The sequence below is a fragment of the Amycolatopsis sp. NPDC104819 genome (genome assembly GCF_055583145.1).
In genome coordinates, this window is sequence record NZ_JBVJON010000005.1 from 566,604 (window position 1) to 593,323 (window position 26,720).

A 26,720-nucleotide genomic window follows, 5' to 3' on the forward strand; every position below is an offset into this window, starting at 1 on the left:
CGGGCGGCTCAGACGGCGGCAGGGGCCGTCCGCCGCGCGCCGTACAGCGCGGCCAGCAGCAGACCCGCCCCGAGGAAGCAGGCGAGCGCGTACGGGCCGCTTCCGACCGGGGTGCCGTCGTCGGTGACGCCGTTGTGCGCGCCGAGGTACGCGGGCAGCGCGGCGAGCCAGCACACCGCCAGCCCGCCCAGGTAGACCGCGGGGTAGATCCGGGCGAACGCGGTCAGCGGCACGTCCGGCCCGCGGTCCGGCGACCGCAGGTGCGCGACGACGATCCCGGCGCCGACGACCCAGAGCAGGGCCAGTTCGACACCGAGCACCCACGCTTGCGCGGGTGTGTTCCCGGCGAAGAGGCTCGACGGCAGCCCGCCGACCGCCATCGTCAACGGGGTCAGGGCCCCGGCTACGAGCGTGCGCCAGACCAGCGGCCACCCGCGTCGCGGGCCGCCGGCCAGGCGCACGACGAGGTAGGTCAGGCCGCCCATCGAGACGGAGGCGAACAGCAGCATGCTGGTCATCGGCACCGCGGCCAGCGCCGGGTGGTTCACGATGCGGTTGCCCGGGTTCCACGCCCACCACCTCAGCTGCGGGCCGAGCTGGTCGAAGATCTCGTAGAACACCTGGCAGGTGAAGGCGACGGCCACCGAACCGGCCAGCGGGCCCCGGCTCCGGAAGAGCCCGAGCGACCGCACGAGCTCGTAGGCGAGCTGGCTGATCACCGGGTAGAACGCGACGATGTAGAGCGGCAGCCGGTCCGCCATGAACTGCACGGTGAACTCGTTGTGGGCGAAGACGAACCCGTACTGCCGGTCGAGTCCGAACCACTCCGGGAAGTACAGCGGCGGTTCGGTGACGAAGAGGTAGACCAGCGAAGCCCACCACAGCGCCAGGTTCACCGGGTCACCCGCGCGGTACCGGCGGAGCGCGTGCACCAGCGCGAAGACCGCGCCGCCGACGACCAGCACCTCGAGCAGCGGCATCGTCCAGTGCGCGAGTGTCCACGGTGGACGGACCGAGACCACCGGAGCGACGGCGTGGCAGTCGAAACCGAGACCGCGCGTGACGGCTTCGGCCTCGGGTCCGCACGCGGTGCTCACGCCGCGGCCGGTGAGTAGTCCGTCGCCGGCGGCTCGGCCTGGGGGTCGAACCCGAAGGGCACCCGGTGCCGGCCGAGCACCGCGCGGACGCGGTAGCGCACGAGCGCGGCGAGCACCCGCGGGTTCCGCAGCATCTCCCCCAGCGACTCGTCCATGTTGAACACCTTGGCGAAGTGCTCGTCGACCACTTCGTACTCCCGCGCGGCGCCGACGATGAGACTGAACGCCGGCCCGGACACCGCGTCGAGGACACGGCGCTTCCATTCGGGCGCTTTTTCGGTGCCCTCGGCGCAGGCGTAACCCTGGTCCCGCGCCATCGCCAGGCGCCACGGCACCCCGAGCAGCTTGCGTTGCGCGCGCAGGAACCGCGGGACGAACGCCGCGTCGAGCCGCCCGGCGCGGGCCAGGTGCTCCCGCAGCAGCAGCGCCGACCCGGCCGCGGAGCTGATGCCCTGCGCGTAGAACGGGTTGAACGCGCAGATCGAGTCGCCGACGAACACCAGCCCGGCCGGTGGGGTGCGCAGCCGGTCGTAGCGCCGCCACTTGTTGCCGGTCGAGCGGGTCAGGTGCACCTCGGACGTCGGGGCGCACCGGTCCATCGCGGCGGCGAACAACGGCGTCCGCACCCGGCGGGCCGTCTCGACGAACGCGTCCGCCGTGCGGGGCATGGCCAGGCCCCACGAGCCCATGCACGCGATGACGCGGTTGCCTTCGATCGGGAAGAAGTTGACCAGGAACTCGTGCTCGGCCGGGTGCGCGCCCCTGTCCGGCGTCGGCATGATCACCAGGTGCCGCCACCACCACGACGCCGGGCGCGCCGCGGGCTCGGGCAGGTCGTACCAGCGTGAGGTGTAGGTGACCTTGGCGTCGAGGGTCCGCACCTCGGGCTCGGGCCAGCCGGCCGCCGCCAGCCAGCCGCCGGCCGGGGAGCCGCGGCCCATCGCGTCCACGACGAAGTCGGCGTCGACGTGCTCGCCCGCGAAGTCGACGCCCGTGATCGCCCCGGCTCGCACGGTCAGGCCGCTGACTGCGGCTCCTTCGCGGATGACGACGTTGGCCAGCTCCCGCACCTGCTCGCGCAGCACGCGCTCGATGAGGATCCGCGAGCTGTAGATCATCGTCATGGCGCTGCGCTTGCGCGCCGACCAGCCCGGGCCGTCGAGGTAGGCGGCGTCCAGGGACGGCATCAGGTGCAGCCCGCCCGCGGCGATCAGGGCGGCTTCGAAGCCCGGGAACAGCGCCCCGATCGCGCGGCGGCCCGAGTTCAGCAGGAAGTGCGGGTGCTTGCTCTGCGGCACCCCGCGCCGGTGCTCCGCCCCGGCCGGCAGCTCGTCGCGTTCCAGCACCAGCACCCGGTCGAAGTGCGGGGCGAGCGCGCCGGCCGCGCACAGACCGGCGGCGCTGCCCCCGAGGACGACGGCGGTGTTCCCGAGCCGCATGCGGACCCCTTCCGTCATTCATACAAATGGACACCAAATGTATGAATGACGGCGGGCACTGTCAAGGCAGCTCCAGCAGCGCCAGCGGCACGTGGTGCTGGCCCGCGTGGATGTCCCGGTCCCGCAGGCCGCCCTGCGGAACCGGCCGGGGGAAGGAGATCTTGACGACGTTCAACGCGGAGATCCGGAAGATCCGCACCCCGCCGGCCGGCACGCCGTACAGCCGCGCGACGACGTCCTCGTTGAGGAAGGTTTTGTCCGCCGCGACTTGGTAGCCCGCTTCGTCGCGCATGAACAGCTCCATCGTGACCCAGAACGGGCCCGCGTTCTTCGACCGGACCTCGAGGGCGCGGTCCTGCAGGGTTTCAGGCATCGGCACGGGCCTTCCGGAGCTCGGTGCGGAACAGGGCGGTCGGCGTCTCGGTGTCGACGACGTGGTTGAGGACGAACTCGTAGGCCGGGCCGCGCTCGGTCTCCGCCGGCGACGTCGGGAAGGCGAGGCTCGGCAGGTACGGCATGTCCGGGGTCGGCAGGTGCAGCATCAGCGGGTTGGCGATCTTCGCGACGGCGGTGGCGGTCGCCTGGTCGGCCGCGTGCACCAGCAGCATCACGCCCACTTCGCGCGCGGGGGTCGTCGCGGGGTCGAGGTCTTCGAGGATCGCGTTGTGGCCGTAGAGCCGGATGTCGAGCTCGTAGCCGTCCTCCCCCAGCGCGAGCGTCTGCTGCACGCGCTCGACGAGCACCTTCCGCAGCAGCGCGGCCCAGTCCTCGATGCCGGCCAGGATGTGCGGGTCGCGGATGGCGGTGAACGACATCGTCTCGTAGCCGGTGAGCCGGGCGCCCTCGAGCTTGATCGTGTGCTGCGCGGCGGGTTCGAACGCCGAGCCCTCGACGCGCACGATCCGGTCGTCGACGGCCCGGTAGGTGGCGGCGGAGACGTCGAGCGTCCCGGCGGGCTCGCGCATCCGGAACGGGTCGGCGGTCTCGTACAGCATGTGCGCGGCCACCGATGTCGGGGTGCAGGCCGCCGTGGGGTCCAGCGGTTCGATCGTGAAGCCGGTGCGGTCGATCCGCGCGAACACCCCGCCCGAGCGCGGGTTGGTCGTGCACTGGCCGCCGCATTCGACGATCTTCGACGCGTGCCAGACCGGACCGGGCGGCATCCCCCGCATCAGCGCGAAAGCGGCGGCGACCGCGGTGTCGGTGGCGCGTCCGGCCAGCACGACGTCGGCGCCCGCGCGCAGGGCCGCCTCGATGGGCTCGTGGCCCATCATCCCGACCACGCGCACGCAGCTGTCGAGGGTCGCGGCCTCGAGCGGGCCGAGCGGCGGCAGCGGGTGGATCGCGCCCTCGGCCAGCCGGCGCCGGAGGTAGGCGGGGTCCTGCTCGCTGTAGATGGTGGCGACGGTCAGGTCGATCCCTTCCGCCGCCAGGATTTCCGCGGTGATCCCGGCGAGCCAGTCGACCCCGCTGTCGGCCCCGCTCGTGCCGCAGGACCCGACGACGAGCGGGATCCGGGCCTTCGCCGCGGCGCGCAGCAGCACGCGCATGTCCCGGGCCACGGCCGCGGTCGACGTCTTCGGGGCGCCGGAACCGAGGTAATGGGGACCGGAGTCGGTCGAACCCCCGTCCACGGCGATGACGTCGGCGCCGAGGGCGAGGCCGCGCTCGACCGTCGCCTCGGCGAACCCCGCGCCGATCATGCCCGCGGGCACCAGGACGCCCACTGAGTCGTTCACTCGTTTCTCCTTCGTGTGACGGGGAAAACCGGGCTGCGCGGCGCACCGCGCAGCGAGGCCAGCAGCTCGTGGGCGGCGCCGGCCACGGCGGCCCGGCGGGCTTCGGTGGTCTGGCCGCCCAGGTGCGAACAGACGGTGATCCCGTCGACTCCGCGCAGCGGGCTGTCCGGCGGCAGCGGCTCGGTCCGCACGACGTCGAGCGCCGCGCCCGCCAGCCGGCCCGAGCCGACGGCCTCGGCGAGCGCGGCTTCGTCGACGAGCGCGCCCCGCGCGGTGTTGACCAGGATCGCCGTGGGTTTCATCAGGGCGAGCGCGGCCGCGTCGACGAGATTCCGCGTCCGCGGGGTCAGCGCGGTGTGCAGGGACACGAAGTCCGCTTCACGCAACAACTTCGGCAGCTCGACGAACTCGACGTCCGGGTCGCCGCCGTCCGGATGGGCGGTGGCGCAGACGATCCGCATACCGAACGCCCGGGCGAGCGGGACGACGGCGCGGGCGGCCGGGCCGTGCCCGACGAGCCCGAGGGTGGCGCCGCGCAGTTCGCGCCCGCCCCGCCGCGGCCAGCCGCCCGCGCGCACCCCGGCGGCCGATTCGACGAGCCGCCGGGACGCGGCGATCAGCAGCCCCATCGTGTACTCGGCGACGGCGTTGCTGTTGATCCCCGGCAGGTTGCTGACCCGGATGCCCAGCCGGCCGGCGGCCTCGACGTCGACCGAGTCGTACCCGACGCCCGACCGCACGATCGCGCGCAGGAGCGGTGCGCGTTCGAGGACTTCGGCGGTCAACGGGTCGTTGCCGATGATCGCGCCGGTCGTGTCCGCCAGCGCCGCGACCAGCTCCGCACCGCGCGGCCGGACGACGTAACGGAGGTCGTGGCCGGCCGCGGTGAGCAGCGCGTGGGCCTCGTCGCCGGGGCGGGCGTAGTCGGTGGTGACCAGGATGACGCTCACAGCGCGACCTCGGTCCCGGTCGGACGGCGCCGCAGCACCCACACGACGGCGGCGACCGCGAAGACCGTGAGCAAGGCCGCGTCGACCGGCATCAGGTCCCAGCCGCTGACGTCGACCATCCCGCCGACCACGGCGGGCCCGAGGAAACCGCCGCCCGCCCAGCCGACGGTGTAGAGCGCGGTGTAGGTCCCGAGCACCCGGCTGGACGGCGCGAGGTTCCACAGGACCACCGCGGCGTTGATGACGAACCCGGCGGCGCCGACCGCGGCCACGCACAACGCGACGATCGTCGCGGTGGCGGTGTGCAGGAGCGTGCCGATGGTCAGCGCCAGGACGAAGACCGTCATCCCCAGCGCCATCACGCGCAGCCGGCCGATCCGTTCGGACAGCAGCGCCAAGGGGTACGCGGCGAGCAGGAACGCCACGCCGCTGGGCAGCGTGAGCCCGCCGGCCTTGCCGCGGGACAGCCCGAGGGCTTCGATCCCGTAGTTGGTGACGAGCGAGCGGGACGCCGCCCAGGCCGCGCCGAACAGCAGGATCGCCAACAGCACCAGCAGCCGCGTGCGGTCGGGGTCACCGGCGAGCTCACGCAGGATGTCGCGCATGCGCGGTTTCGGGACGTCTTCCTGCTCCGGCTTTTCGTCCTCCGCCACCGCCGCCCGGTAGGCGGGCGACGCGCTGTCGCGGACCCGCAGCACGAGCACGGCCGCGGAGACCAGCATCAGGACCGCGGGCACCGAGAAGGCCAGCACCGGGTGCGCGTCGACGAGGAAGGTGCTGATCAGCGCCGAGACGATGATGGTCAGGCTGGACGCGATCTTCACCGCGGCGTTCGCCCGGCTGCGGCGCTCGGGCCGGATGAAGTCGGGCAGCAGCGCCTCCCCCAGCGGCTTGAAGCTGTTCGCCACCAGCGCGTAGGCGAACATCAGCGCGATGAGCGCCGGCAGCGACGACGCGAGCGGGATGCCGGCGAACAGCAGGGCGGCGACCGGCATGCCGGCGGCCAGGTACGGGATCCGGCGGCCCCAGCGGGTGCGGGTGTTGTCCGACCGGTTGCCGATCCACGGCTGGATGAACACGCCGAGGATGTTGTCCATCCCCATCAGCAGCCCGATCACGGCGGCGCTCCCGACGTGCTCGCGCAGCAGCGGCGGCACCTGCGCGTCGTAGAAGTTCCACGTCGACTCCTGGGCGAAGACGGCGAGGGCGACGAAGAACGTGATGTGCCGGCCGATCTTCCGCCCGCTCGGGGCGTCCACTGTGGTCATCAGGAGTCCTCCGGGTCGCCGCGGCCGCGTCGCCGCTGCGGTCACCCTAGAGATGCTATAGCAAAATTGTCAACGGTGGCATATCCGGTTGCCATGGCCGACGCTAGGATGGGGGCATGGAGACCCCCGTCGCGACCGAGACCCTCGCCGACCGCACGTACCGCGCGGTGCAGTCCGCGATCGCGGCGGGTGAGCTGAGCCCGGGTGAGAAGGTGACCGAGCGCGGCCTGGCCGAGCGCTTCTCGGTGAGCCCCACGCCGGTCCGCGAAGCCATCCGGCGGCTGGAGCAGGACGGCCTCATCGAGCGCGCGGGCCCGCGCACGGTGGTCGTGGCGGCGATCGGCGACTCGGCGATCGAGGACCTGGCCGAGGTCGAGGTCGCGCTGCGCGGGCTGGTCGCGCGCTTCGCCGCCCGCCACGCGACGCCGGCCCAGCTCGACCGGCTCGACACGATCCTCGACGAGGCCGACGACCTGGTGATCGTCATGCGCCAGCGGCACGCCGGCGGCCAGCCGGTCGACCGGTACGTCGGCACGCTGCTGGACACGATCCAGCGCTTCAACGACGCGGTGAGCGCGTGCGCGGGCAACCCGGTCCTGGTCCGGCTGCTGGAGCAGAGCCGCGTGTTCTCCCGCGACGAGCGCCGCAGCCGCCTGACCGACCACGTGCTGGCCGACGACCGCTTCGGCGCCGAGCGTTATTCGAGCCACCGGGCACTCGTCCACGCCTTGCGCGCGGGCGACGCGGCGAAGGCCGAGGAGATCGTCATGAAGGACGCCCGCGGCGGCCTCGACGACCTGCTGAAGAAACCGGCGGCCGGGGCGAACTAGCCCCAGCACCACCGCATTCCGCGGATCCCGGGCGCCACCCCGGTGCCGAAGACGTGCGCCGGGGACACCGCCGACAGCGGCACCTCCGTGACGTCGCGTTCCGGCCCGCCCGGGGAGTCCCGCCGGTACGCGTGGCAGCTCGACGGCAGCGCCTCCGGCGCGAAGTGGACTTCCAGCAGGTGCTCGGGCACCGGGTGCCGGAACCGCCGGTCGTAGCTGGTGTCGGGGACGTCGTCGGTGTACTCGAACTCGTACTCCAGGATCGCCGTCTCGCCCAGCGCCAGCGGCCGGCTCGGCACCAGCTCGCTGAGCACGAACCCCGGCTCGGGCAGGACTTCCGTGCGCGCGGGCTCGCAGTAGCGCGTCGACACCAGGCGCGGCGGGCGGCCCGGGGTGCAGCCGCGCAGCGCGACCAGCTTGGCCTGCACCGGTTCGTCGACCGCGCGCACCACTTCGCGCACCCGCAGCCGGGTCAGCGCCCCGTCCGCGGCGACGTGCAGGGTTTCGTGGAGGCTGAGCACCACCAGGGACGTCTCGTCCGCCGCGTCGAACGAATGCAGCACCGACAGGACGCGGTTGCGCGGGCCCCAAAGCCGTTCCCAGCCCACGACTCCCGGCGCCGCCACGTGGTCGGGCCGGGCGAGCAGGCCGGTCAGCGAACCCGCGGGCAGGCCGAGGATCCCTTCCAGCACCTCGACCGCGCGCAGCGACTCGGGGCGTTCGGGCCGGGTCCGGCCGGTCCGCCAGTAGCTCAGCGTCGTGGTGCTGACCGGGACGCCGGCCGCGGCCAAGCGGCCCTTGAGCCGCGCCAGGCCCAGCCCGCTGCGGTTGATGGCCAGCGAAAGCGCCCGGCTGAACGGGCCGGCGGCGAGCGCGTGCGCCAGGTCCCGCCCGGGCTCCGGGGCGGGGGCCGCGAACAACTGCATCCAGGTCCTCGGTGATCCGGACGGAAACGGCCTGCCCGGCGGATCGCCGGTCCGCATTCGGTCTAACAGCCGTGGACGGCGGCTGTCATCCGACGAACGTCGGCCGTGCCCGGAGAGCGGACGCCCCGGGAAAGCGCAACCCGCCGAAGGAACCGTCCTGTTCCGTTGATCGGCTCGGGCCTTCCAGCGGATTACCCGGAGCGCACCGCCCGCTTACGTTCGGTGAGTCCCCACCGGTCCCCCAAGGAGTCCCGAAATGCGTGAAACCCCCGGACGGCTCACCCGCGCCGCCGCCGTGCTCGCCGGTTCCTGCGCCGTGTTCGCGACGCTCGCCGCCGCCCCCGCGTCGGCGAGCACCCCGGTCACCCCGCTCTCCCCCGCCGCCCAGCCGTCGATCATCGGCGGCAGCACGGCGCAGAACCCCGGTTACATCACCCGCTTCAACGGGCACGCCAACGGCTACACGTTCTTCTGCACCAGCACCCTGATCGGCGCGCGCTGGGTGCTGACCGCCAAGCACTGCATGTACGACAACAACGGGCAGCGGCTGACCGACATCGACCTCTACGTCGGGTCGAACAGCGCTTCCGGTGGGGTGCACGCGAAAGCGGCGTCCACCTACCTGTACTCGGGCGGCGACCTCGCCCTGATCAAGCTGAACACCACTGGTGGCAGCACTTTCGCGCAGCTCGCGAGCAGCTCTTCCGACGCCGAAGAGGGTGACGCCGCCCGCGTGTACGGCTGGGGCGCGACCCAGTCCTCCGACGAGGGCAACCACCAGTCGAGCGTGCTGAAGCAGGCGTCGGTCCGGATCTCCGACACGAGCGACACCGACTACTTCGGCGGCCCGGCGATCTCGGCCGACACCCCGAACGGCGCGGTCGCCGGCGGCGACTCCGGCGGCCCGATGCTCGACGGCGGTGTGCAGGTGGGGGTGTGCTCGACCAGCGACCGGTCCAGCACCACCACCTACGGCAGTGTCGCCGCGGGCCGCTCCTGGATCCGCCAGACCAGCGGCGTCTGACCGGTCGCGGGGCCGCCGCCGACCGGCGGCCCCGCGGCTTCACCCGCTCTGGGCGGCGATCCCGCGGCCGATGAGGTCGTCGGCGTCCACACCGGACTCGACGAGCAGCGCGCGCGTGTGCTGCCCCAGCGCCGGAACGTCACCCATCACGGCTTCGACGTCGGCGAAGGTCACCGGCGGCAGCAGCGCGTCGACCCGGGCGTGCTCGGTGCCGATCTTCCGCCAGCGGTCCCGGGCCCGCAGCTGCGGGTGGTCGACGACCTGGGCGACCTCCTTCAGCTGGGCGGCCGGCACGCCCGCCGCGGCGAGGCGGGCGTCCAGTTCGGCGTTGGACCACTGCGCCGTCCGGGCCGCGACCGCGGCGTCACACTCGCCGCGATGGGCCACCCGGGAAACGTTGGTGGCGAAGCGCGGGTCGTCGGCCAGCTCGGGCGCGTCGAGCACGTCGGTGACCAGGGTGCGCCAGCCGGTGTCGTTCTGGACACCGATCAGCAGCTGGCCGTCGTGAGTCGGGAACGCGTCGTACGGCGCGATCGAGCTGTGGCTCAGCCCCATTCGCGCGGGCTGCGTCCCGCCGTACATCTGCGTGTACAGCGCATATCCCATCCACTCGACCGTCGCCTCGAGCATCGAGACCTCGATCGTGGCGCCTTCACCGGTCCGCCAGCGCCGCAGCAACGCCGCCAGCACCGCCTGCGAGCAGTACATCCCGGACGCGATGTCGGCGGTCGGGATCCCGGTCTTCGCGGGCGCGTCCGGCGTGCCGGTGATCGCGATCAGCCCGGCTTCGGCCTGCACCAGCATGTCGTAGGCCTTGCGCTGCTCCATCGGCCCGCCGGTGCCGAACCCGGACAGGTTCACCACGACCAGTTCCGGGTGCCGCGCGCGAAGGTCGCCGAAGCCCAGCCGGTCCGCGGCGCCGGGCGCGAGGTTCTGCAGGAAGACGTCCGCCTTCGCGACGAGCCGCCGCACGACGTCGCGCCCCTCCGGCGTCTTCAGGTCGACGGCGAGCGACTCCTTGCCGCGGTTGAGCCACACGAAGTGTGCGCCGCTGCCGTGCACGACGTGGTCGTAGGCCCGGGCGAAGTCACCCCCGTCGACCCGCTCGACCTTGATCACCCGCGCGCCGAGTTCGGCGAGGGTGCGGCTCGCCAGCGGCGCGGCGACGGCCTGCTCGAGCGCGACGACGGTGACCCCGTCGAGCGGGCGCGTCACGACTGCTTCTTCTTCTCGGCCCGCACCAGCCCGCCGCCGATGATCAGCCGCTGGATCTCGCTCGTGCCTTCGTAAAGCCGCATCAACCGGACGTCGCGGTAGATCCGCTCGACCGGGACCTCCCGCAGGTAACCGGATCCGCCATGGACCTGCACCGCCAGGTCGGCGACCTTGCCCGCCATCTCCGTGCAGTACAGCTTCGCCGCCGACGGCGCGATCCGCCGGTCCTCCCCCGTGACGTACAGCCGCGCCGCCTCACGGGCCAGCGCGCGCCCGGCGAGCACTCCGGTCTGCTGGTCCGCGAGCATCGCCTGCACCAGCTGGAAGTCCCCGATCGGCGTGCCGCCCTGGGTGGCGGTCGCGGCGTAGGCGACCGACTCGTCCAGCGCCCGCTGAGCGGCGCCGACGGCGAGACCTGCCATGTGGATCCGGCCGCGAGCCAGCGACGTCATCGCGGCCTTGTACCCGACCTCGCCGTCCCCACCGACCAGCGCCTCCGGGCCGACCCGGACCTCAGAGAAGGTGACGTCGGCGGTGCGGGAGCCTTCCTGGCCCATCTTGGCGTCCTTGGGGCCGACGGTGATGCCGGGCGTGTCGGCCGGGACCAGGAACACCGCGATGCCGGTGCCGGCCTCCGACGCGGGCCGGGTGCGGGCGAACACCACGAACAGCCCGGCTTCGGTGGCGTTGGTGATGAACTGCTTGCCGCCGGTGATCACCCAGCCGTCACCGTCCGGTTCGGCCGTGGTCCGCAGGCCCGCCGGGTTCGAGCCCGCGCCGGGCTCGGTGAGCGCGAACGACGCGACGACGTCACCCGAAGCGATCTTCTCCAGCCACCGCGCCTTCTGGTCGTCGGTGCCGAAGCCGACCAGGACCTGCCCGGCGATGCCGTTGTTGGTGCCGAACATCGACCGCAGCGCCAGCGACGTGTACCCCAGCGCCATCGCGACCTCGACGTCCTGCACGAGGTCGAGGCCCAGCCCGCCCCACTCCTGCGGGATCGCGTACCCGAACAGCCCCATTTCGGCCGCCTGCGCGCGCAGGTCGGCGGGGATGGCGTCCGTCGACATGATCTCCAGCTCGCGGGGCATGACACGGGTGCGCACGAAGTCGTCGATCTGGCCGAGGACGTCCGCGAAGACGTCGTCGGGGACGTCGGGGTTGCCGGTGTACATGACTTTCACTATCGCAGATCCACGCGGTCCCCCGGCCCCTGCCGGGCGCGGCGGAACCGGGCGGGGGTCGTCCCGAACTCGGCCCGGAACGCGCGGGTGAACGCGGATTCGGACTGGTAGCCGACCCGGCCGGCGACCGTCGCGACCGTGGTGTCGCCGGCGCCGAGCAGCTCGGCCGCGGCCAGCAGCCGGGCGCGGGTGAGGAACGTCCCGACCGTCATCCCCGTCTCCCGCCCGAAGTGCCGGAGGAACGTCGCCCGGGACATCGCGGCCGCGCGGCTGAGCCGCTCGATCGTCCACTCCGCCCCGGGCTCGTTCAGGACACTTTCGACGCAGGCGGCGATGCGCGGGTCGGTCGCGGCGGTCCACAGGGTGTCCGTCGTGGCGGCGCCGCGGGACGTCCGGAGCACCATCGCCAGCAGCACCGTGCACAGCGCCGCGAGGATCGCCGCCGTGCCGTCGCCTTCTCGCGCGGCCTCCCCGCGCAGCAGGGAACTCACCGTGCGCAGCACTTCGCCGGTTTCGGCTGACTGTCCGAACGAGACGTGGACGGCGTCGGGCAGGCTCCGGAACAGCAGACCGCCGGCGCCCGCGTTCATCGTGAAGCGGCCGCAGAACAGGTCGATCACCGGGTCACCGCCGCGCTCGCTGCGCGTGGTCACGAACGCGTCCCCGGCCGTCTCCGCGATTCCCCGCGGCCGCCCGCGCCCAGCGGTGATCACCCGGTGTTCGGCGCCGCTCGGGATCAGCACGACGTCCCCGGGGCGCAGCTCGAGCACCCGGGCGCCGACGTGCAGCCGGCACTTCCCTTCGAGCAGGACGTGGAACGGCACCTCCAGCTCGGCGTGGCGGGCGACGTCCATCCGGGTGGCCGCGCCCAGCAGACAGCGCTTGTCGAGCCGGGCGCCGACGCGCGCCATCCGCAGCAACCGGCTCACGGTGTCCATGGTGATACTTTGGGGCAGAAAACCGATCCGGGCAAGCCTGGTCGTCTCATCGGACCGGCAGCAGACTCGGTCGTATGGAAACCACCTCGCTCACCGCGGACGTCCTGGTCATCGGTTTCGGCAAGGGCGGGAAGACCGCCGCGCACACGCTCGCCGCCGCCGGCAAGCGTGTCGTCCTGGTTGAACGCTCCGCGAACATGTACGGCGGCACCTGCCCGAACGTCGGCTGCGTGCCGACCAAGATGCTCGTCCACTACGCGAACTCCCGCCGCATCGAGGACGACGCCCAGCAGTTCTTCGCCACGTCGATCGCCGGAGTCCGGGCCCTGACCACTGCCTTCCGCGCGGGCAACTTCGAGTCGCTCGACGGCCAGGAGACCGCGACCGTCATCACCGGCACCGCCCGGTTCGTCGACCCGCACACCGTCGCGGTCGGCGAAGGCGACCACCGCATCGACGTCACCGCGCCGGTGATCCTGGTCAACACCGGCTCCGCGCCGGTCGTCCCGCCGATCCCCGGCCTGGCCGGCAGCAGGCACCTGGTCAGCAGCACCGAGCTGACGCAGGCGGCGACGCTGCCCGAGCGGCTGGTGGTCGTCGGCGGCGGGTACCTCGGACTCGAGTTCGCCTCGATCTACCAGCACTTCGGCACGCACGTCACCGTCGTCGAAGCGGCCGGGCGGCTGCTGCCGCGGGAAGACGAGGACATCGCCGCCGCCGTCCGGGAGATCCTCGAAGGGGACGGCGTCCGGATCATCACCGGGGCGAAGATCATCCGGGTCGAGGACAGCGGCGCCGTCGCGGTCGTCGAGTACGAGAAGGACGGCGCGCGCCACACCGTCGAGGCGAGCGCGCTGCTGCCCGCGACCGGCCGCCGCCCGGTCACCGAGGACCTCCGCCTCGACGCGGCCGGCGTCCGGACGCTGCCCACCGGCGCGATCGAGGTCGACGAACACCTGCGCACCAGCCAGCCGCACATCTACGCCCTCGGCGACGTCAACGGCGGACCGCAGTTCACCTACGTCTCCCTCGACGACGCCCGGATCGTCCTGGACCAGCTGCTGGGCCAGGGAAAGCGCACGACGGCCGACCGCGTCGCCGTGCCGCACACGCTGTTCATCACCCCGCCGCTGGCCACCGTCGGCCTGACCGAGCACGAAGCCCGGGCGCGGGGGCTGAACATCAAGGTGTCCCGGGAAAAGGTCGCCGACATCATCGCCATGCCGCGCGCCTACACCGTCGAAGAAACGCGGGGGGTCATGAAGTTCGTCGTGGACGCGGACACCGACCTGATCCTCGGCGCGGCGCTGCTCAGCATCGACGCGCAGGAGATCGTGAACACCGTCGCACTGGCGATCCGCCACCACATCACGGCGACGGAGCTGCGCGACTCGATCTACACCCACCCGAGCTCGACCGAAGCCCTCAACGAGGTGTTCGACCAGGTTGTCGGCTGAGCGCCGGCTCGGGTCAGCTGTCCGATGTGGAGTCGAGCGCCCGCTTCCGGAACCGGGCGGGCGTGCTGCCGAGCGACGCGCGGAACGCCTGCCCGAACGCCGACTCCGACCGGTAGCCGACCTCGCTCGCCACCCGGCCCACCGAGTGGTCCGACCGCGTCAGCAGGTCGGTCGCCACCATCATCCGGATCGCCGTCACGAGGGTCGCGACCGTGGTGCCGGTGCGGGCGGTGAAGTGCCGCACGAACGTGGCCCGGGACATCGACGCGGCGGCGGCCAGCCGGTCGATCGTCCACGCCTCCCCCGGCCGGTCGACGATGCCGGCGATCACGCGGCCCAGCGCGTCGTCACCCATCGCCGTCCACAGGGCCGGCGCGCCGAGGCGCGGCTCGGGGCGGCCGCGCAGGGCCATGGCGAGCAGCGCGTCGCACAGGGCGGCGACCACGGCGGCGGTGCCGGGGCCGTCGACGCGGGCCTCGCCGCGCAGGACCTCCGCGAGCGTGCACGCCGGGGTGTCCAGCGAGACGTGCACCAGCGGCGGCAGCAGGCGGAACAGCAGCGAGCCGGCGCCCGGCTCGAAGCGGTAGCGGCCGCAGAAGAGGTCCAGCTCGGGCTCGGTGCCGACCGTCCGGCGGGTCGGGAACGCCGCTCCCGGCTCCTCCGCGAACCGCCGCCGCCGTCCCGAAGCGGCCGAGACGGTGTGCGCGCCGCCGTGGGCGAGCAGCACCAGGTCCCCCGGGCCGAGCTCGGCGGTGTGCGGCCCCGAGGTCACCGTGCAGCGGCCGTCGAGCACCAGGTGGAAGGGCACCTCGCCCGGGCCGGCCGCCGGGTGGTCCAGCGCGAAGCGCCCGGCGAGCAGGCAGCGCACGTCCACCCCGCCCTCCGGCCGGGCCAGCCGGACCAGGCGGCTCACGCCGTCCATGAGCCGGTTCCGACAAGGATTGAGCTGTTCACGCGTGGTCGTCTCTCCTCGCCCGGCCGATGATGGACACATGGAGCATAAGCACTTCGACCTGCTGGTGATCGGGTTCGGCAAGGGCGGCAAGACGCTGGCCGCCACGATGGGGCGGCTCGGCAAGCGGGTGGCCATGATCGAGCAGTCCGATCGGATGTATGGCGGCACGTGCATCAACATCGGCTGCGTCCCGACGAAGGCGCTCGTCCACCACGCCGAGCACCCCGGCGCCGGCAGCTCGGCGGAGCGCCACCACCAGGCGGTCGAAGACACGCGCGCGCTCACGACCACGTTGCGCGGCAAGAACTTCGCGATGCTCGACACGCTCGACTCGGTCACGGTGATCACGGGCCGGGCGGAGTTCCTCGACGCCAAGACCGTGCGCGTCACCGCCGGCGCGGACGTCCTCGACCTGAGCGCCGACACCATCGTGGTCAACACGGGCGCGGTGCCGGCGGTCCCGCCGATCCCCGGCCTGCGCGGGAGCGGGCACCTGCTCACGAGCACGGACCTGATCGACCTCGACCACCTCCCGAAGCACCTGGCGATCCTCGGCGGCGGTTACGTCGGCGTGGAGTTCGCGTCGATCTACGCCCAGTTCGGCAGCGCGGTCACGGTGCTCGACGCGGGCCCGCGGATCATGCCGCGCGAAGACGAGGACATCGCAAGCACGGCCACGGAGATCCTGCGCGGCGCGGGTGTCGAGTTCGTCCCGGGCGCCCAGGTGACGGCGGTGCGCGACATCGACAACGGCGTCGAGCTGACGTACGAGGTGAACGGCCGAACCCATACCCTGGCGGCCGACGAAGTCCTGGCGGCCACGGGCCGCACCCCGGCGACGGCGGGCCTCGGCCTCGACCGCGCGGGAGTCCGCACCCGGGCGACGGGCGCGATCGAGGTGGACGAGTACCTGCGCACGAGCGTCCCCCACATCTACGCGGTGGGCGACGTCAACGGCGGCCCTCAATTCACGTATATCTCTTTGGACGACAGCCGAATCGTGACGGACCAGCTCACCGGCGCCGGTTCGCGGTCCACTGTGGACCGGAAGTTCGTGCCGTACACGGTGTTCATGACGCCGGCCCTGTCCCGGGTGGGCCTGACGGAGCGGGAGGCGGTCGACCGGGGGCTGCGAGTGAAGGTGGTTTCCAAGGCTGTCGCGGACATCGCGGGGATGCCGCGGGCGAAGATCGTCGGCGAGACCCGTGGGGTGATGAAGTTCGTCGTCGACGACGATACCGACCAGGTGCTGGGGGCGGCTCTGCTGAGTGTGGATTCGCAGGAGCTGATCAATGTCGTGACGCTGGCGATGCGGCAGGGCACGACGGCCGGGGTGCTGCGGGATGCGATTTATACGCATCCTTCGTCCACGGAGGCGTTCAACGAGGTTCTGGCGACCCCGCCGGTGCGGACGACCTGAGCCGCGGGCTACGCTCAAAACGATCACCCCCAGCGCCCGATGCGCCAAGATACTTGAACGAGCAACTAGACGCGAGTACTAGTGGTAGCAGGACCGGCACGGTCCGTTCGCTCTTCAGGGGAGAATCATGCGCATTGGGTTCAGCCTTCCGGTTTTCGGCAAGGCCGCGGCCACGCCGGGCGGGATCGCGCGGTATGCGCGCGAGGCCGAGCAGGCCGGCGCCGCCAGTCTTTGGGTCGGGGACCGGCTCCTGTCGCCCGTCAAGCCCGTTGTGCCCTATCCGGGTTACGACACCATGCCGGAGGAGTTCCACACCGCCCACGACCCGTTCACCGCGCTGGCCGTCGCCGCCGCGGTGACCGAGACCGCGATCCTCGGCTCCAGCACCATCAACGCCACCCAGTACCAGCCCGCCAACTTCGCCCGGCTACTGACCAGCCTCGACGTCGCCAGCAACGGACGGCTGCTGCCCGGCCTCGGCATCGGCTGGTCGCCGGACGAGTACGCCGCCGTCGGGATTCCGATGGGCGAGCGCGGGAAGCGGCTCGACGACCTGCTCGACCTGCTCGACACCTGGTGGGCCAAGGACGTCGTCTCGCACGAAGGCGTCGGCTACTCGATCGCGGAGAGCCACGTCGACCTCAAGCCGGTGCGCAAGCCGCCGGTGCACCTCGCCGGGTTCGGAGAGAAATCGCTGCGGCGGGTCGCGCAGCGGGCCGACGGCTGGCTGCCCGTCTGGTCGGTGCCCGAAGCCTTCCCCGCGGACGTGCTCACCTCGACGCTGGCCAAGCTCCGCGCCGACGCCGAGCAGGCCGGCCGTGACCCGCAGGCGCTCGGTGTCGCGCTGCGCGTGAACGCCGCTCCGGGCACGACGGCGGAGGACATCGCCGAGTCGGTGACGAAGATCGTCACGACGCTCGAGCCCGACCACACCTTCGTGGACCTCACCTACCTGACCGCCAGCGTCGAGGAGCACCTCGACCTCACCGGCCGGCTGCTCGACCTGACCGCCCAGGGCTGAGCCACCCCCGGGCGGGCCCACCGGAGCCCGCCCGGGGTCAGGCCGTCCGGATCCTGATCGGGCCCCGCCATTCGCCGTCGGGGTCGAGGAGCTCGCCGCGCTGAATCACCCGGACCCGGCCGTCCCGCGCCAACTCCCGGGCCAGTTCGCGGGCCTCGGGCAGCAGGGGACGCCAGTCGTCGGCCACCGCCCGGGCCGCGTCCGACGGGCACGTGCTGCTCTCCGCGCCGCGCGCCGCGGCCAGGGCGAGAATCGCCGCCCGCAGCCGGTCAGGCGCGGTGGTCAACGCGATCCGGGCCTGCTCCGCGCCGGGACCGCCGCCGTCCCGGATGCGCTCCAGCTCTCGCCGTGGACCGCTCATCCCGCCAGGATCGCACCGCGCAGGCCAGCGCGCAGACCGCGAACCCGGCCCCGAGCAGACTCGAGCCCACCCAGCCGTAGGCCGTGAAGACGGCGGTCGTCGACGCCGCGCCGAGCGCGGACCCGAGTGCGTAGAAGACCATGTAACCGCCGATGACCCCGCTCGGCCGGTCCGGGAACGCCGCGGTGAGCCCGTGCTGGTTGCCGACGTGCACTACCTGGACGGCGAAGTCGAGCACCACGATCCCGGCGGTGAGCAGCCACAGCGACCACGGCAGCTGCGCGATCGCCGCCCACGACACGACGAGCAGGGTGAGCGCGAGCCCGGTGACCGGCGCCGCCCGGCCGGCGTCCGCCCACCGTCCCGCCCGGGCGGCGCCGAGCGCGCCGGCCAGCCCGGCGATGCCGAACAGCCCGATCCGGCTTTCGCTCAAGGAACCCGCCAGCGCCGGCGACAAACCGCTCCACAAGATCCCGAACGACGCGAACAGGAAGAACGCGACGAGCCCGCGAGTCAGGAAGGTCCGCTGCCGGAACAGCCCGCCGAGGGACACCAGAGCCCGCCGGTACCCCGAGGAAGCGCGCTCGTCCGGCGGCAGCACCACGAGGACCAGGACCGCGAGCCCGAGCGACAGCGCCGCGAGCACGGCGTAGACGCTCCGCCAACCCCACGCGTCGGCGAGCAGGCCGGTGACCACCCGCGCACCCAGGATTCCCCCCACGACGCCCGAAGTCACTACGCCGATGGTCCGCCCGCGTTCGGCGGGCGCGGAAACCGAAGCGGCGTAAGCCACCGTCGTCTGCACCACCACCGCGAACGCCCCGGCCACCGCGAGCCCGGCGAACGCCATCCCCGCGCCCGGAGCCGACGCCGTCAGGACCAGGCCCACCGCGGTCAGCGCCAGGTGCCCGGCGATGAGCCGGCGCCGGTCGGCGACGTCGCCCAGCGGCACCAGCAGCACCAGCCCGGCGAGATAACCGAGCTGGCCGGCCGCGACGAGCCACCCGGACAGCCGCGCCGGCACCCCGAGGTCGTGACCCATCGGGCCCAGAACCGGTTGCGCCGCATAGATTCCCGCCACCGCGACCCCGCACACCACTGCGAGCAGCAGCCGTCGTCGCCCGTCCATCACTCCCCCGATCAGTAGCAGTTTGCAACCAAACCGACCGTACGGCAGAATGGTTTCGATCCGCAACTCTTCGGAGGTGTCATGCCCTGGACCGACCCCCAGTGCCCGGTCGCCCGCACGCTCGACCTCGTCGGCGACCGCTGGAGCCTCCTGGTCGTCCGTGACGCCATGGACGGCGCGCGCTCGTTCACGGAATTCCAGCGCCGCACCGGGATCGCGCGCAACATCCTGACCGACCGCCTCCGCAAGCTCGTTGAGCACGGGCTCCTCGCCCAGCGCACGGCGGCCTCGGGACGGCGGCGGGAGTACGTGCTCACCGACGCCGGCCGTGATCTCTTCCCGGTGGTCCTCACGTTGCGGCAGTGGGGAGAACGCCACGCCTTCGCCCCGGGCGAGCCGCACTCCACGCTCGTCGACGGACGGGGCGTCCCGGTGCCGGAACTGGTCCCGTCGGGAACCGACGGCGAGGTCGTCGACGCGGACACCACACACGTGCGGAAGATCGGCTGACCCGGGCGCCTGGTCAAACGGGCCGCGGTGAGCAAGGATCCGCAGATGCCCGACATCAGAGGATTCAGCCTCTTCGCCCGGATCGGGCTGACCTGCTACGCCGTGGTGCACCTGGTCGTCGCCTGGCTCGCGGCCCAGGTCGCGCTCGGCGACAACGAGAAAGCCGACAAGGCCGGGGCGCTGCAGCTGGTCGCTTCCGGCGGCGGCGCGTGGCTGCTCTGGCTGATCACCGCCGGGACCGGACTGCTCGCCGTCTGGCAGCTCAGCGAAGCGATCACCGGCCACCGCCACGTTCCCGCGCGACGGCGGCGGATCCGCCGGATCACCAGCGGGCTCGAGGTCGTCCTGTACGGCCTGGTCGCCTACAGCGCGGGCAAGACCGCGGCCGGCGGCTCCGGCAAGGCGGGCTCGATCGTCGCCGTGGCACTCGGCCAGCCGTGGGGCGCCGCGGTGGTGATCACGGCCGGCGCCGCGGTCATCGTCGCCGCCGCCTTCCTCGCCTACCGGGGCGTCCGCAAGAAGTTCGTGCAGGACCTGGACTTCGGCGGCGCCTCCCGCGGCCTGCGCCGGTCGACCGAGCAGCTCGGCCAGGTCGGCTGGTGCGCGATGGCAGTCGCCTACGGAACGGTGGGCGCCATGTTCGTGCTCGCCGCGCTCACCTACGACCCGGCGAAGGCCGGCGGCCTGGACCCCGCGCTCAAGACCCTGGCCGCGCAGCCGTACGGGCAGGTCCTGCTGCTGACGCTGGCCGCGGGCATCGCGGTCTTCGGGGTGTTCGCGCTCCTCGAGTCCCGGTTCCGCAAGATCTGACCGCTCGGGTGAGCTTCGCCCCGATCACCGCTCGGCGAACCCGACTCGCCAGTAGGCTCCACCTCGTGAACGGCCCCGAGCCCTGGCACGCCCGCACCCGGCGGTTCCTCCGCACGACCGACGAGCGCGACCGGCTGGTGCGCGCCGCCCGGCTGGTGCGGCGGCTCGTGCCCGGTGACGACCGGCCCGACGACCCGCTCAGCCCGTCCGACGGCCGGTCGTCCGACCGGATCGCGCGGCTGCTCACCGACGCGGGCGCGGACCGGCCCAGCGCATCCCGTGAGCTCGGGCTGGCCGCCGTCCAGGCCTGGCAGGCCGCCACCCGCCGCACCACGCACCCCGACACCGCGGCCGGGATCACCGTCCTGTTCACCGACCTGGTCGGCTTCTCCTCGTGGGCACTGCACGCCGGCGACGACCGGGTGCTGGCCCTGCTGCGCTCGGTCGCCGACGTCAGCAAGTCAGTGATCACCGGGCACGGCGGCTCGGTGGTGAAAGGCCTGGGTGACGGCGTGATGGCGGTCTTCACCGACTCCGCCCGGTCGGTGGTCGCCGCCCACGAGACCTGCTCGGCCGTCGCCACCGTGGCGGCCGAGGGTTACCACCCCCGCCTGCGCGCGGGACTGCACCGCGGGCACCCGCAGCGGGTCGGCGCGGACTACTTCGGCGTGGACGTCAACATCGCGGCCCGCGTGATGGCCGCGGCCGGCGGCGACGAGGTCCTCGCGAGCGCGGCGGTGCTCGACGCGCTCGACCCGGACACGGTCATCACCCGCCGGCGGCGGGGGTTCCGCGCGAAGGGTGTGCCGGCCGACCTGCAGGTGTACTCGGTGGTGCCGACGTACCGGTCGTGACCCGCCCGTCGCCGTGCCAGCGCAGCAGGAAGCGCAGGGCCTCTTCCGACGGCGAGCCGGGCTCGGCGGTGTAGGCGACCAGCAGCTGGTCGGGGTGGGTGTCGACGGAGAACTGCTGGACGTCCAGCTCGACCCGGCCCGCCACCGGGTGCGCGTAGGTCTTGACCAGCTGCCGCGGCCCGCGGACCTGGTGGCTCGCCCACCAGGCGCGGAAGTCGGGGTCGCGCACGCTCAGCTCGCCGACCAGCGCGCTCAGGGCGCGGTCGTGCGGGTCGCGGCCGGCCTCCATCCGCAGCACCGCCACGCACTCGCGGGCCGACCGCGGCCAGTCCGCGTACAGCGTGCGGAACTTCTCGTCGAGGAACGTCAGCCGGATCAGGTTGCGCTCCTCCGCGGGCAGGGCGCCGAAGTCGGTCAGCAGCGCCTCGGCGCCGCGGTTCCACGCCAGCACGTCCATCCGGCGGTGCAGGACCAGCGCGGGGACGTCGGCCATCGTGTCCAGCAGCTGCCGCAGCCGCGGCGCGACCTCCGGCCGGGCGGGCCGCCGCGCCGGACCGGTGACGTCGGCGACGGTGAACAGGTAGTCGCGTTCGTCGGCGGCCAGCCGCAGCGCGTCGGCGAGCGCGTCGAGGACCGGGCGCGCGACCCGGCGGGTCCTGCCTTGCTCCAGGCGCACGATGTAGTCGACACTCACGTGAGCCAGCTGCGCCGGCCGCACGATGCAGCGGGTCGTGGATCGACAGCACCGACACGCCGGTCTGGATCCGGACCCGGCTGGTCGTCGCGGCGATCGCCCCGAGCAGCACCGTCACCCCGCTGCTCAGGAAGTGCCCCGCGTGGCGTTCCCCGAGCGCGACGGCGTCGAACCCGAATTCCTCCGCGTACCGCGCCGGGGTGAGCGCCTGCGCGAAGCGTTCGTCGGTGCGGATCAGCCGGCCGGTCACCGGGTTCGTCGGGTGCGGCAGGATGTCCAGGACCTGAAATCTCCTTTTGTGCTCCGTTCTCACGCTGGTCGATCGGATCATGACCTGCGCTTTTGCCGCCGTGGCAGTGGTTCCGCATCCTGAGCGGCCGTGCGCTCGCCGCCGCTTGCGGGGATAACTGGGAACCATGCCCGACGTCCCCCTCGCGGTGCTCGACCTCGTCCCGATCAGCTCCGGGTCCGACGTCGCGCAGGCCGTGCGCAACACCGTCGACCTCGCGCGGCGAACCGAAGAGTTCGGCTACCACCGCTACTGGTTCGCCGAGCACCACCTCAGCCCGGGGATCGCCGGAGCGTCGCCGCCGGTGCTGATCGCGTTGGTCGCCGGGGCCACCACGCGGATCCGGCTCGGGTCCGCCGGGGTCCAGCTCGCGCACCGGACCCCGCTGGCCGTCGTCGAGGAGTTCGGCCTCCTCGAAGCGCTCCACCCCGGCCGGCTCGACCTCGGACTCGGGCGCAGCGGCAAGCAGCTCGTCCGCGAGTACACCGCCGCGGCCCAGCGGCCGCCCGCGCCCGAGCGGGTCGCCGACGGCGTGCTGATCCCGCGCAAACCCGACTTCAGCAGGCTGGTCGCGTCCCCGCTCGTCGGGCTCACCTTTGCGCTCCTGCAGCAGCCCGGCGCCGAGTCCCCCGACTACGGCGAGCAGGTCGACGACATCCTCGCCCTGCTCGGCGGCACCTACCGCTCCGCCGAAGGGCACCAAGCCCACGCCGTGCCGGGAGAAGGCGCCCGGCCGGAGATCTGGATCCTCGGCAGCAGCGGCGGGCAGAGCGCCGCCGTGGCCGGCGCGAACTCCTTGCGGTTCGCGGCGAACTACCACGTCAGCCCCTCGGGGGTGCTCGACGCCGTGGCGGCCTACCGGCAGGCGTTCCGCCCGTCCGACACGCTGCCCCGGCCCTACGTCGCGGTGTCCGCCGACGTCGTCGTCGCCGAGGACGACGCCACCGCGCGGGAGCTCGCCACCGGATACGCCCTGTGGGTCCGCAGCGTCCGCCGGGCCGGGGGCGCGATCCGCTTCCCGAGCCCGGCCGAAGCCGCGGCCCACCAGTGGACCGACGAAGACCGCGCCCTCGTCGCCGACCGCGTCGACACCCAGTTCACCGGCTCGCCCGCGACCGTGGCCGCGAAGCTGCGGCAGCTGCGCGACGCGACCGGCGCCGACGAGCTCGTGATCACGACCATCACCCACGAGCACGCCGACCGCGTCCGGTCCTACGAGCTGCTCGCCGAGCACTGGCACGGCTGAGTCGCCCGCCTCAGCCCGGGAGGGTGTCCTCGCCGCCGGTGAACATGGCGGCCAGCGCCTCCGGGACCTCGTCGCCGAACAGGCTCTCCAGCAGGAAGGCCTCGTCGAGCGGGGTCGCGCTGCGGGTGAACATCGCCTGCTCGTACTCGGTCAGGGCGGCTTCGACGTCGCCGAGGTGCGCGGCGAGGGCCTGGCCCAGCTCGGCGCCGTCCAGCATGGCCAGGTTGGCGCCTTCGCCGTTCGGCGCGGTGAGGTGGGCCGCGTCGCCGACGAGGGTCGCGCCCGGCACGCGGTCCCAACGGTGCCCGAACGGCAGGGTGTGGTGCGGCCGCAGGACCGGCGCGGTGTCGGCGTCGGTGATCAGCGCGGTGAGCTCCGGCGCCCAGCCGTCGAACTCCCGCGCGATCCGCGCCCGCGCCGCGGCCGGGTCGGCGAAGTCGATCGAGTCGAACCACGCCAAGGACTCGGTGAACGCGATGTAGGCGTGCAGAGTGTCCCCGCTTTCGCGGTGCGCGTTGATCGCCCGGCTCTCGGTGGGGCCGTTCGCGACCATCGTCCCGCTGCCGACCGCCTTCGCCGTCGCGGGGTGGCGCGTGTCGGCGTTGAAGAGGTAGGTCTCGACGAACGCCGTGCCGACGTACTCGGGGGTGGCGTCGGTGAGCAGCGGCCGGATCCGCGACCAAGCGCCGTCCGCGCCGACCAGCAGGTCCGTGACGACGCTGCTGCCGTCGGCGAAGGTCACCTCGTGACGGCCGTCGCCGAGGGTGCGGCTGCCGGTGACCTTGTGGCCCCACTTGACGGTGCCGGCCGGGAGCGCGTCGAGCAGCAGCTGCCGCAGCTCCCCGCGCTGCACCTCGGGGCGGCCGCCGGTGCCGTCGTCGACCTTCTCGAACAGGACTTCGCCGGTCTGGTCGAGGATCCGCATCGCCTCGCGACCCTCGAGGACCAGGCCTCGGAACTCGGCCGTCAGTCCCGCGGCCGCGACGGCGAGCTGCCCGTTGTAGTCGTGGATGTCGAGCATCCCGCCCTGCATCCGCGCCATCGGGGACGGCTCCGCTTCGTAGACGGTGGCCGGAATGCCGTGGACGTGCAGGACGCGGGCGAGCGTGAGGCCACCGAGCCCGGCGCCGATGATCGTGACTGGGGTGTTCATGCGAGCTCCTTCGCCGTGTCTGGAATTACGTTCCAGACTCTGGCGCGGGCACCTGGCACCGGACGCACACGGCGCTGGCACCGGCCTGGCACCCGGTGTCAGCGGCCGGCGAGCAGCGTCTCCGCAAGCCGCTTCGCGACGTGGAACGGTTGCACGACGTGGGGCCATTGGTGCTCAACTCCGTCCTCATCGGAGTGACGAGCACTGCTTATTGGACGTTCTCGAGCACCCGGCTCACCGAGGCCGGACTGAGCCCGGTGGCGGCGACCTGGTGCTGGTTCACCATCGGAGCTGCCGGTCTGCTCGATGGTGTGGCGGGCCGCGCCGCGGAACGGCTCGGGCTGCGGGCGGTCAACCTCACGACGTGGACGCTCGCGGCGCTGCTTTCCAGTGCCCTCTTCGGAATCACGTACATGGCGCTGACGGGGCTGTGCATCCTTTGGGCGGCGCGGGTGTTCCCGACGCGGCCCGCCCGCGGGGTCACGTGGTCGTTCGCCGGGCTCGGGATCGGCCAGACCGCGGCGTCTCCCCTGGCCGGCGCGCTGGCGGCCGGCGTCGGGTTGCCCATGGTCTTCGGGCTGACCGGTTTGGTCGCCCTGCTCGCCTGGAGCCAGCTCCACCCGCGAGCTAGCTAGCCGGCAGTCAGGCTGATCAGCTCACCGAGGACATCGGCGAGGATGTCGGCCAAGGAACGCTCCTCGCCATCGCGGATCCACTGCGTGAACGCGATCCCGAACACCGTGGTGCCCGACTGCGCGGTCAACGTCGCCGCCGGTTCCTCGATCCCTCGCGCGCGGAAGGCCTCGGCGAGCGAGGTCGCGAGGCCGGCCAGCTTGTGCAGCTCGCGTTCCTGCAACGCCGGGTTCCGCTCGATCACGGACTGGCGGACCCGCGAATGCGGCCGGCGCTCGTCCGGGAACAGCACCGACGCCGACCGCAGCGCGGCGGCGAGGACCTCGATCGGTGGCGCGTCCGCCGGGGCCGCGTCGACGCCGTCGAGGAACGCCTGGACGAACACCTGCTGGCCGTGGAAGAGGACTTCGCGCTTGTCGCTGAAGTGGCGGAAGAAGGTGCGTTCGGTGAGGCCGACCGACTGCGCGATCTCCGCGGCGGTCGTCTCCTCGAAGCCGCGGTCGGCGTACAGCTCGAGCGCGGCCCGCTGCAGCCGCTCCGGGGTTCCCGGTTCCCAACGCACCATGCCGCCGAGTCTAGTGATCCCGAGCCGGTGATGACAGCGGCTGACTTCAGGGCGTAGGGTCGATGTCAGTCACCGACATCAGTCACTGACATCACTGAGGAGTGCACGTCATGCGTGTTTTTGTCACCGGAGCCTCCGGCTGGATCGGCTCCGCCGTGGTCGACGACCTGCTCGCGGCCGGCCACGAGGTCACCGGGCTGGCCCGGTCGGACGCCTCCGCCGCGGCCGTCGAGGCCAAGGGCGCTCAGGTCCGCCGCGGTGACCTCGACGACCTCGACGGGATCCGCGCCGGCGCCACGGCCGCCGACGCCGTCATCCACCTGGCGAACAAGCACGACTTCGCGAACCCGGCCGTCTCGAACGCGGCCGAGCGCGGCGCCGTCCAGACGATCGGCGACGCGCTGGCGGGCACCGGCCGACCGTTCCTGCTGGCCTCGGGCATCGCCGGGCTCGCCCAGGACCGGCCGGCCACCGAGGCCGACGCATCCCCGTTCCACGGCCCGGACGCCCCGCGCGGCGGCAGCGAGAACCTCGCGCTCGAGTTCGCCGAACGTGGGGTGCATTCCGTCAGCCTGCGGTTCTCCCCGACCGTCCACGGCACCGGCGACCACGGGTTCATCGCCGTGCTCGCCGCGGTCGCCCGCGAGAAGGGCGTCTCCGGTTACCCCGGTGACGGCGCCAACCGCTGGGCCGCCGTGCACGTGGCCGACGCCGCCCGGCTCGTCACCCTCGGCCTCGAGAAGGCCCCGGCGGGCAGCCGCCTGCACGCCGTCGCCGAGGAGGGCGTGCCGACCCGCGAGATCGCGGAGGCCATCGGCCGGGCGTTCGACCTGCCCGTCGCGTCCGTCCCGGTCGACGACGTCGTGGACCACTTCGGCTGGATCGGCCGCTTCTTCGGGATGAACGGCGCGGCGAGCAGCGCCCAGACGCGGGAGCTGCTCGGCTGGACCCCGGCCGGCCCGACGCTCATCGAGGACCTCGACGCCGGCGCGTACGGGACGTCCCGGTAGGCC

Annotated in this window: 27 protein-coding genes and 1 pseudogene; 11 read left to right on the plus strand and 17 right to left on the minus strand. The window is 72.9% G+C overall.

Features of this window, described 5'->3' with window-relative positions:
• Positions 1 to 8: 8 nt before the first annotated feature.
• From ACZ63E_RS18800 to ACZ63E_RS18825, 6 genes are all read right to left on the minus strand, one after another.
• The gene (locus ACZ63E_RS18800) at positions 9 to 1,097 is read right to left on the minus strand and encodes a hypothetical protein (protein ID WP_465337337.1); all 1,089 of its coding nucleotides are present in this window, start codon (positions 1,095 to 1,097) and stop codon (positions 9 to 11) included.
• The gene (locus ACZ63E_RS18805; RefSeq protein WP_465337482.1) at positions 1,094 to 2,536 is read right to left on the minus strand and encodes an NAD(P)/FAD-dependent oxidoreductase; all 1,443 of its coding nucleotides are present in this window, start codon (positions 2,534 to 2,536) and stop codon (positions 1,094 to 1,096) included. Before ACZ63E_RS18805 ends, ACZ63E_RS18800 begins: the two co-directional genes overlap by 4 nt.
• Before the next feature lie 61 nt (positions 2,537 to 2,597).
• Positions 2,598 to 2,909, minus strand: a complete 312-nt coding sequence (locus tag ACZ63E_RS18810; RefSeq protein WP_465337338.1) for a DUF4387 domain-containing protein — start codon at positions 2,907 to 2,909, stop codon at positions 2,598 to 2,600.
• Entirely contained in the window at positions 2,902 to 4,275 is a 1,374-nt protein-coding gene (locus tag ACZ63E_RS18815; protein ID WP_465337339.1) for an acyclic terpene utilization AtuA family protein, read from the minus strand. Before ACZ63E_RS18815 ends, ACZ63E_RS18810 begins: the two co-directional genes overlap by 8 nt.
• Positions 4,272 to 5,225: a phosphoglycerate dehydrogenase gene (locus ACZ63E_RS18820; RefSeq protein ID WP_465337340.1), complete on the minus strand. Its 954-nt coding sequence runs from the start codon at positions 5,223 to 5,225 to the stop codon at positions 4,272 to 4,274. The genes ACZ63E_RS18815 and ACZ63E_RS18820 overlap by 4 nt, the downstream gene beginning before the upstream one ends.
• Positions 5,222 to 6,493, minus strand: a complete 1,272-nt coding sequence (locus ACZ63E_RS18825) for an MFS transporter (protein ID WP_465337341.1) — start codon at positions 6,491 to 6,493, stop codon at positions 5,222 to 5,224. Before ACZ63E_RS18825 ends, ACZ63E_RS18820 begins: the two co-directional genes overlap by 4 nt.
• Before the next feature lie 116 nt (positions 6,494 to 6,609).
• Here ACZ63E_RS18825 and ACZ63E_RS18830 point away from each other — a divergent pair, with 116 nt between their 5' ends.
• Complete coding sequence (locus tag ACZ63E_RS18830) at positions 6,610 to 7,323, plus strand: GntR family transcriptional regulator (RefSeq protein WP_465337343.1); 714 nt, start codon at positions 6,610 to 6,612, stop codon at positions 7,321 to 7,323.
• Here the strand turns inward: ACZ63E_RS18830 and ACZ63E_RS18835 are convergent.
• On the minus strand, positions 7,320 to 8,249 hold the full coding sequence (locus ACZ63E_RS18835; protein WP_465337345.1) for a hypothetical protein: 930 nt from the start codon (positions 8,247 to 8,249) through the stop codon (positions 7,320 to 7,322). The two genes, ACZ63E_RS18830 and ACZ63E_RS18835, sit on opposite strands and share 4 nt — an antisense overlap.
• Positions 8,250 to 8,505: 256 nt before the next feature.
• On the opposite strand from ACZ63E_RS18835, the gene ACZ63E_RS18840 reads away from it, so the two are divergent.
• Positions 8,506 to 9,273 carry a S1 family peptidase gene (locus ACZ63E_RS18840; protein ID WP_465337347.1) on the plus strand — a complete coding sequence of 256 codons (768 nt, stop codon included), beginning with the start codon at positions 8,506 to 8,508 and terminating at the stop codon, positions 9,271 to 9,273.
• Between the two features lie 39 nt (positions 9,274 to 9,312).
• On the opposite strand, the gene ACZ63E_RS18845 is transcribed toward ACZ63E_RS18840, so the two are convergent.
• The 3 genes from ACZ63E_RS18845 to ACZ63E_RS18855 are packed head-to-tail and all read right to left on the minus strand — an operon-like array spanning position 9,313 to position 12,610.
• Positions 9,313 to 10,488 carry a CaiB/BaiF CoA transferase family protein gene (locus tag ACZ63E_RS18845; RefSeq protein ID WP_465337349.1) on the minus strand — a complete coding sequence of 392 codons (1,176 nt, stop codon included), beginning with the start codon at positions 10,486 to 10,488 and terminating at the stop codon, positions 9,313 to 9,315.
• Complete coding sequence (locus tag ACZ63E_RS18850) at positions 10,485 to 11,663, minus strand: acyl-CoA dehydrogenase family protein (protein WP_465337351.1); 1,179 nt, start codon at positions 11,661 to 11,663, stop codon at positions 10,485 to 10,487. Before ACZ63E_RS18850 ends, ACZ63E_RS18845 begins: the two co-directional genes overlap by 4 nt.
• Before the next feature lie 8 nt (positions 11,664 to 11,671).
• Complete coding sequence (locus ACZ63E_RS18855) at positions 11,672 to 12,610, minus strand: AraC family transcriptional regulator (protein WP_465337353.1); 939 nt, start codon at positions 12,608 to 12,610, stop codon at positions 11,672 to 11,674.
• Positions 12,611 to 12,684: 74 nt separating this feature from the next.
• Here ACZ63E_RS18855 and ACZ63E_RS18860 point away from each other — a divergent pair, with 74 nt between their 5' ends.
• Entirely contained in the window at positions 12,685 to 14,067 is a 1,383-nt protein-coding gene (locus ACZ63E_RS18860) for a dihydrolipoyl dehydrogenase family protein (RefSeq protein ID WP_465337355.1), read from the plus strand.
• A gap of 13 nt (positions 14,068 to 14,080) precedes the next feature.
• Here ACZ63E_RS18860 and ACZ63E_RS18865 read toward each other — a convergent pair whose 3' ends face one another.
• Entirely contained in the window at positions 14,081 to 14,989 is a 909-nt protein-coding gene (locus ACZ63E_RS18865; RefSeq protein ID WP_465337356.1) for a cupin domain-containing protein, read from the minus strand.
• Between the two features lie 70 nt (positions 14,990 to 15,059).
• On the opposite strand from ACZ63E_RS18865, the gene ACZ63E_RS18870 reads away from it, so the two are divergent.
• Both ACZ63E_RS18870 and ACZ63E_RS18875 read left to right on the plus strand, forming a co-directional pair.
• Positions 15,060 to 16,442 (plus strand): FAD-dependent oxidoreductase, encoded by a 1,383-nt coding sequence (locus tag ACZ63E_RS18870; RefSeq protein WP_465337357.1) that lies wholly within the window; start codon positions 15,060 to 15,062, stop codon positions 16,440 to 16,442.
• Positions 16,443 to 16,569: 127 nt separating this feature from the next.
• On the plus strand, positions 16,570 to 17,463 hold the full coding sequence (locus ACZ63E_RS18875; RefSeq protein ID WP_465337358.1) for a TIGR03619 family F420-dependent LLM class oxidoreductase: 894 nt from the start codon (positions 16,570 to 16,572) through the stop codon (positions 17,461 to 17,463).
• A gap of 37 nt (positions 17,464 to 17,500) precedes the next feature.
• Here ACZ63E_RS18875 and ACZ63E_RS18880 read toward each other — a convergent pair whose 3' ends face one another.
• Both ACZ63E_RS18880 and ACZ63E_RS18885 read right to left on the minus strand, forming a co-directional pair.
• Positions 17,501 to 17,749, minus strand: coding sequence for a DUF3253 domain-containing protein (locus ACZ63E_RS18880; protein ID WP_465337360.1), 249 nt, complete (start codon positions 17,747 to 17,749; stop codon positions 17,501 to 17,503).
• Positions 17,733 to 18,953 (minus strand): MFS transporter, encoded by a 1,221-nt coding sequence (locus ACZ63E_RS18885; RefSeq protein WP_465337362.1) that lies wholly within the window; start codon positions 18,951 to 18,953, stop codon positions 17,733 to 17,735. The genes ACZ63E_RS18880 and ACZ63E_RS18885 overlap by 17 nt, the downstream gene beginning before the upstream one ends.
• Positions 18,954 to 19,034: 81 nt before the next feature.
• On the opposite strand from ACZ63E_RS18885, the gene ACZ63E_RS18890 reads away from it, so the two are divergent.
• From ACZ63E_RS18890 to ACZ63E_RS18900, 3 genes are all read left to right on the plus strand, one after another.
• Complete coding sequence (locus ACZ63E_RS18890) at positions 19,035 to 19,463, plus strand: winged helix-turn-helix transcriptional regulator (protein WP_465337363.1); 429 nt, start codon at positions 19,035 to 19,037, stop codon at positions 19,461 to 19,463.
• A 45-nt stretch (positions 19,464 to 19,508) separates the two neighbouring features.
• Positions 19,509 to 20,273, plus strand: a complete 765-nt coding sequence (locus tag ACZ63E_RS18895) for a DUF1206 domain-containing protein (RefSeq protein ID WP_465337364.1) — start codon at positions 19,509 to 19,511, stop codon at positions 20,271 to 20,273.
• A gap of 65 nt (positions 20,274 to 20,338) precedes the next feature.
• On the plus strand, positions 20,339 to 21,127 hold the full coding sequence (locus ACZ63E_RS18900) for an adenylate/guanylate cyclase domain-containing protein (RefSeq protein ID WP_465337365.1): 789 nt from the start codon (positions 20,339 to 20,341) through the stop codon (positions 21,125 to 21,127).
• Here ACZ63E_RS18900 and ACZ63E_RS18905 read toward each other — a convergent pair.
• Positions 21,042 to 21,845 carry an MmyB family transcriptional regulator gene (locus ACZ63E_RS18905; protein ID WP_465337366.1) on the minus strand — a complete coding sequence of 268 codons (804 nt, stop codon included), beginning with the start codon at positions 21,843 to 21,845 and terminating at the stop codon, positions 21,042 to 21,044. The two genes, ACZ63E_RS18900 and ACZ63E_RS18905, sit on opposite strands and share 86 nt — an antisense overlap.
• 43 nt (positions 21,846 to 21,888) lie before the next feature.
• Positions 21,889 to 22,239 (minus strand): annotated as a pseudogene (locus ACZ63E_RS18910) (LLM class flavin-dependent oxidoreductase); the annotation flags it as partial.
• On the opposite strand from ACZ63E_RS18910, the gene ACZ63E_RS18915 reads away from it, so the two are divergent.
• Positions 22,238 to 23,356, plus strand: a complete 1,119-nt coding sequence (locus tag ACZ63E_RS18915) for an LLM class flavin-dependent oxidoreductase (protein WP_465337367.1) — start codon at positions 22,238 to 22,240, stop codon at positions 23,354 to 23,356. The pseudogene ACZ63E_RS18910 and the gene ACZ63E_RS18915 sit on opposite strands and share 2 nt — an antisense overlap.
• A gap of 10 nt (positions 23,357 to 23,366) precedes the next feature.
• Here ACZ63E_RS18915 and ACZ63E_RS18920 read toward each other — a convergent pair whose 3' ends face one another.
• Entirely contained in the window at positions 23,367 to 24,509 is a 1,143-nt protein-coding gene (locus ACZ63E_RS18920; protein WP_465337369.1) for an FAD-dependent oxidoreductase, read from the minus strand.
• A gap of 194 nt (positions 24,510 to 24,703) precedes the next feature.
• On the opposite strand from ACZ63E_RS18920, the gene ACZ63E_RS18925 reads away from it, so the two are divergent.
• Positions 24,704 to 25,144: a hypothetical protein gene (locus ACZ63E_RS18925; RefSeq protein WP_465337371.1), complete on the plus strand. Its 441-nt coding sequence runs from the start codon at positions 24,704 to 24,706 to the stop codon at positions 25,142 to 25,144.
• On the opposite strand, the gene ACZ63E_RS18930 is transcribed toward ACZ63E_RS18925, so the two are convergent.
• Positions 25,141 to 25,707 (minus strand): TetR family transcriptional regulator, encoded by a 567-nt coding sequence (locus ACZ63E_RS18930; RefSeq protein WP_465337372.1) that lies wholly within the window; start codon positions 25,705 to 25,707, stop codon positions 25,141 to 25,143. The genes ACZ63E_RS18925 and ACZ63E_RS18930 overlap by 4 nt on opposite strands.
• 110 nt (positions 25,708 to 25,817) lie before the next feature.
• Between ACZ63E_RS18930 and ACZ63E_RS18935 the strand changes: the two genes are divergently transcribed.
• Positions 25,818 to 26,717 carry an SDR family oxidoreductase gene (locus ACZ63E_RS18935; RefSeq protein ID WP_465337373.1) on the plus strand — a complete coding sequence of 300 codons (900 nt, stop codon included), beginning with the start codon at positions 25,818 to 25,820 and terminating at the stop codon, positions 26,715 to 26,717.
• Positions 26,718 to 26,720: the final 3 nt, after the last annotated feature.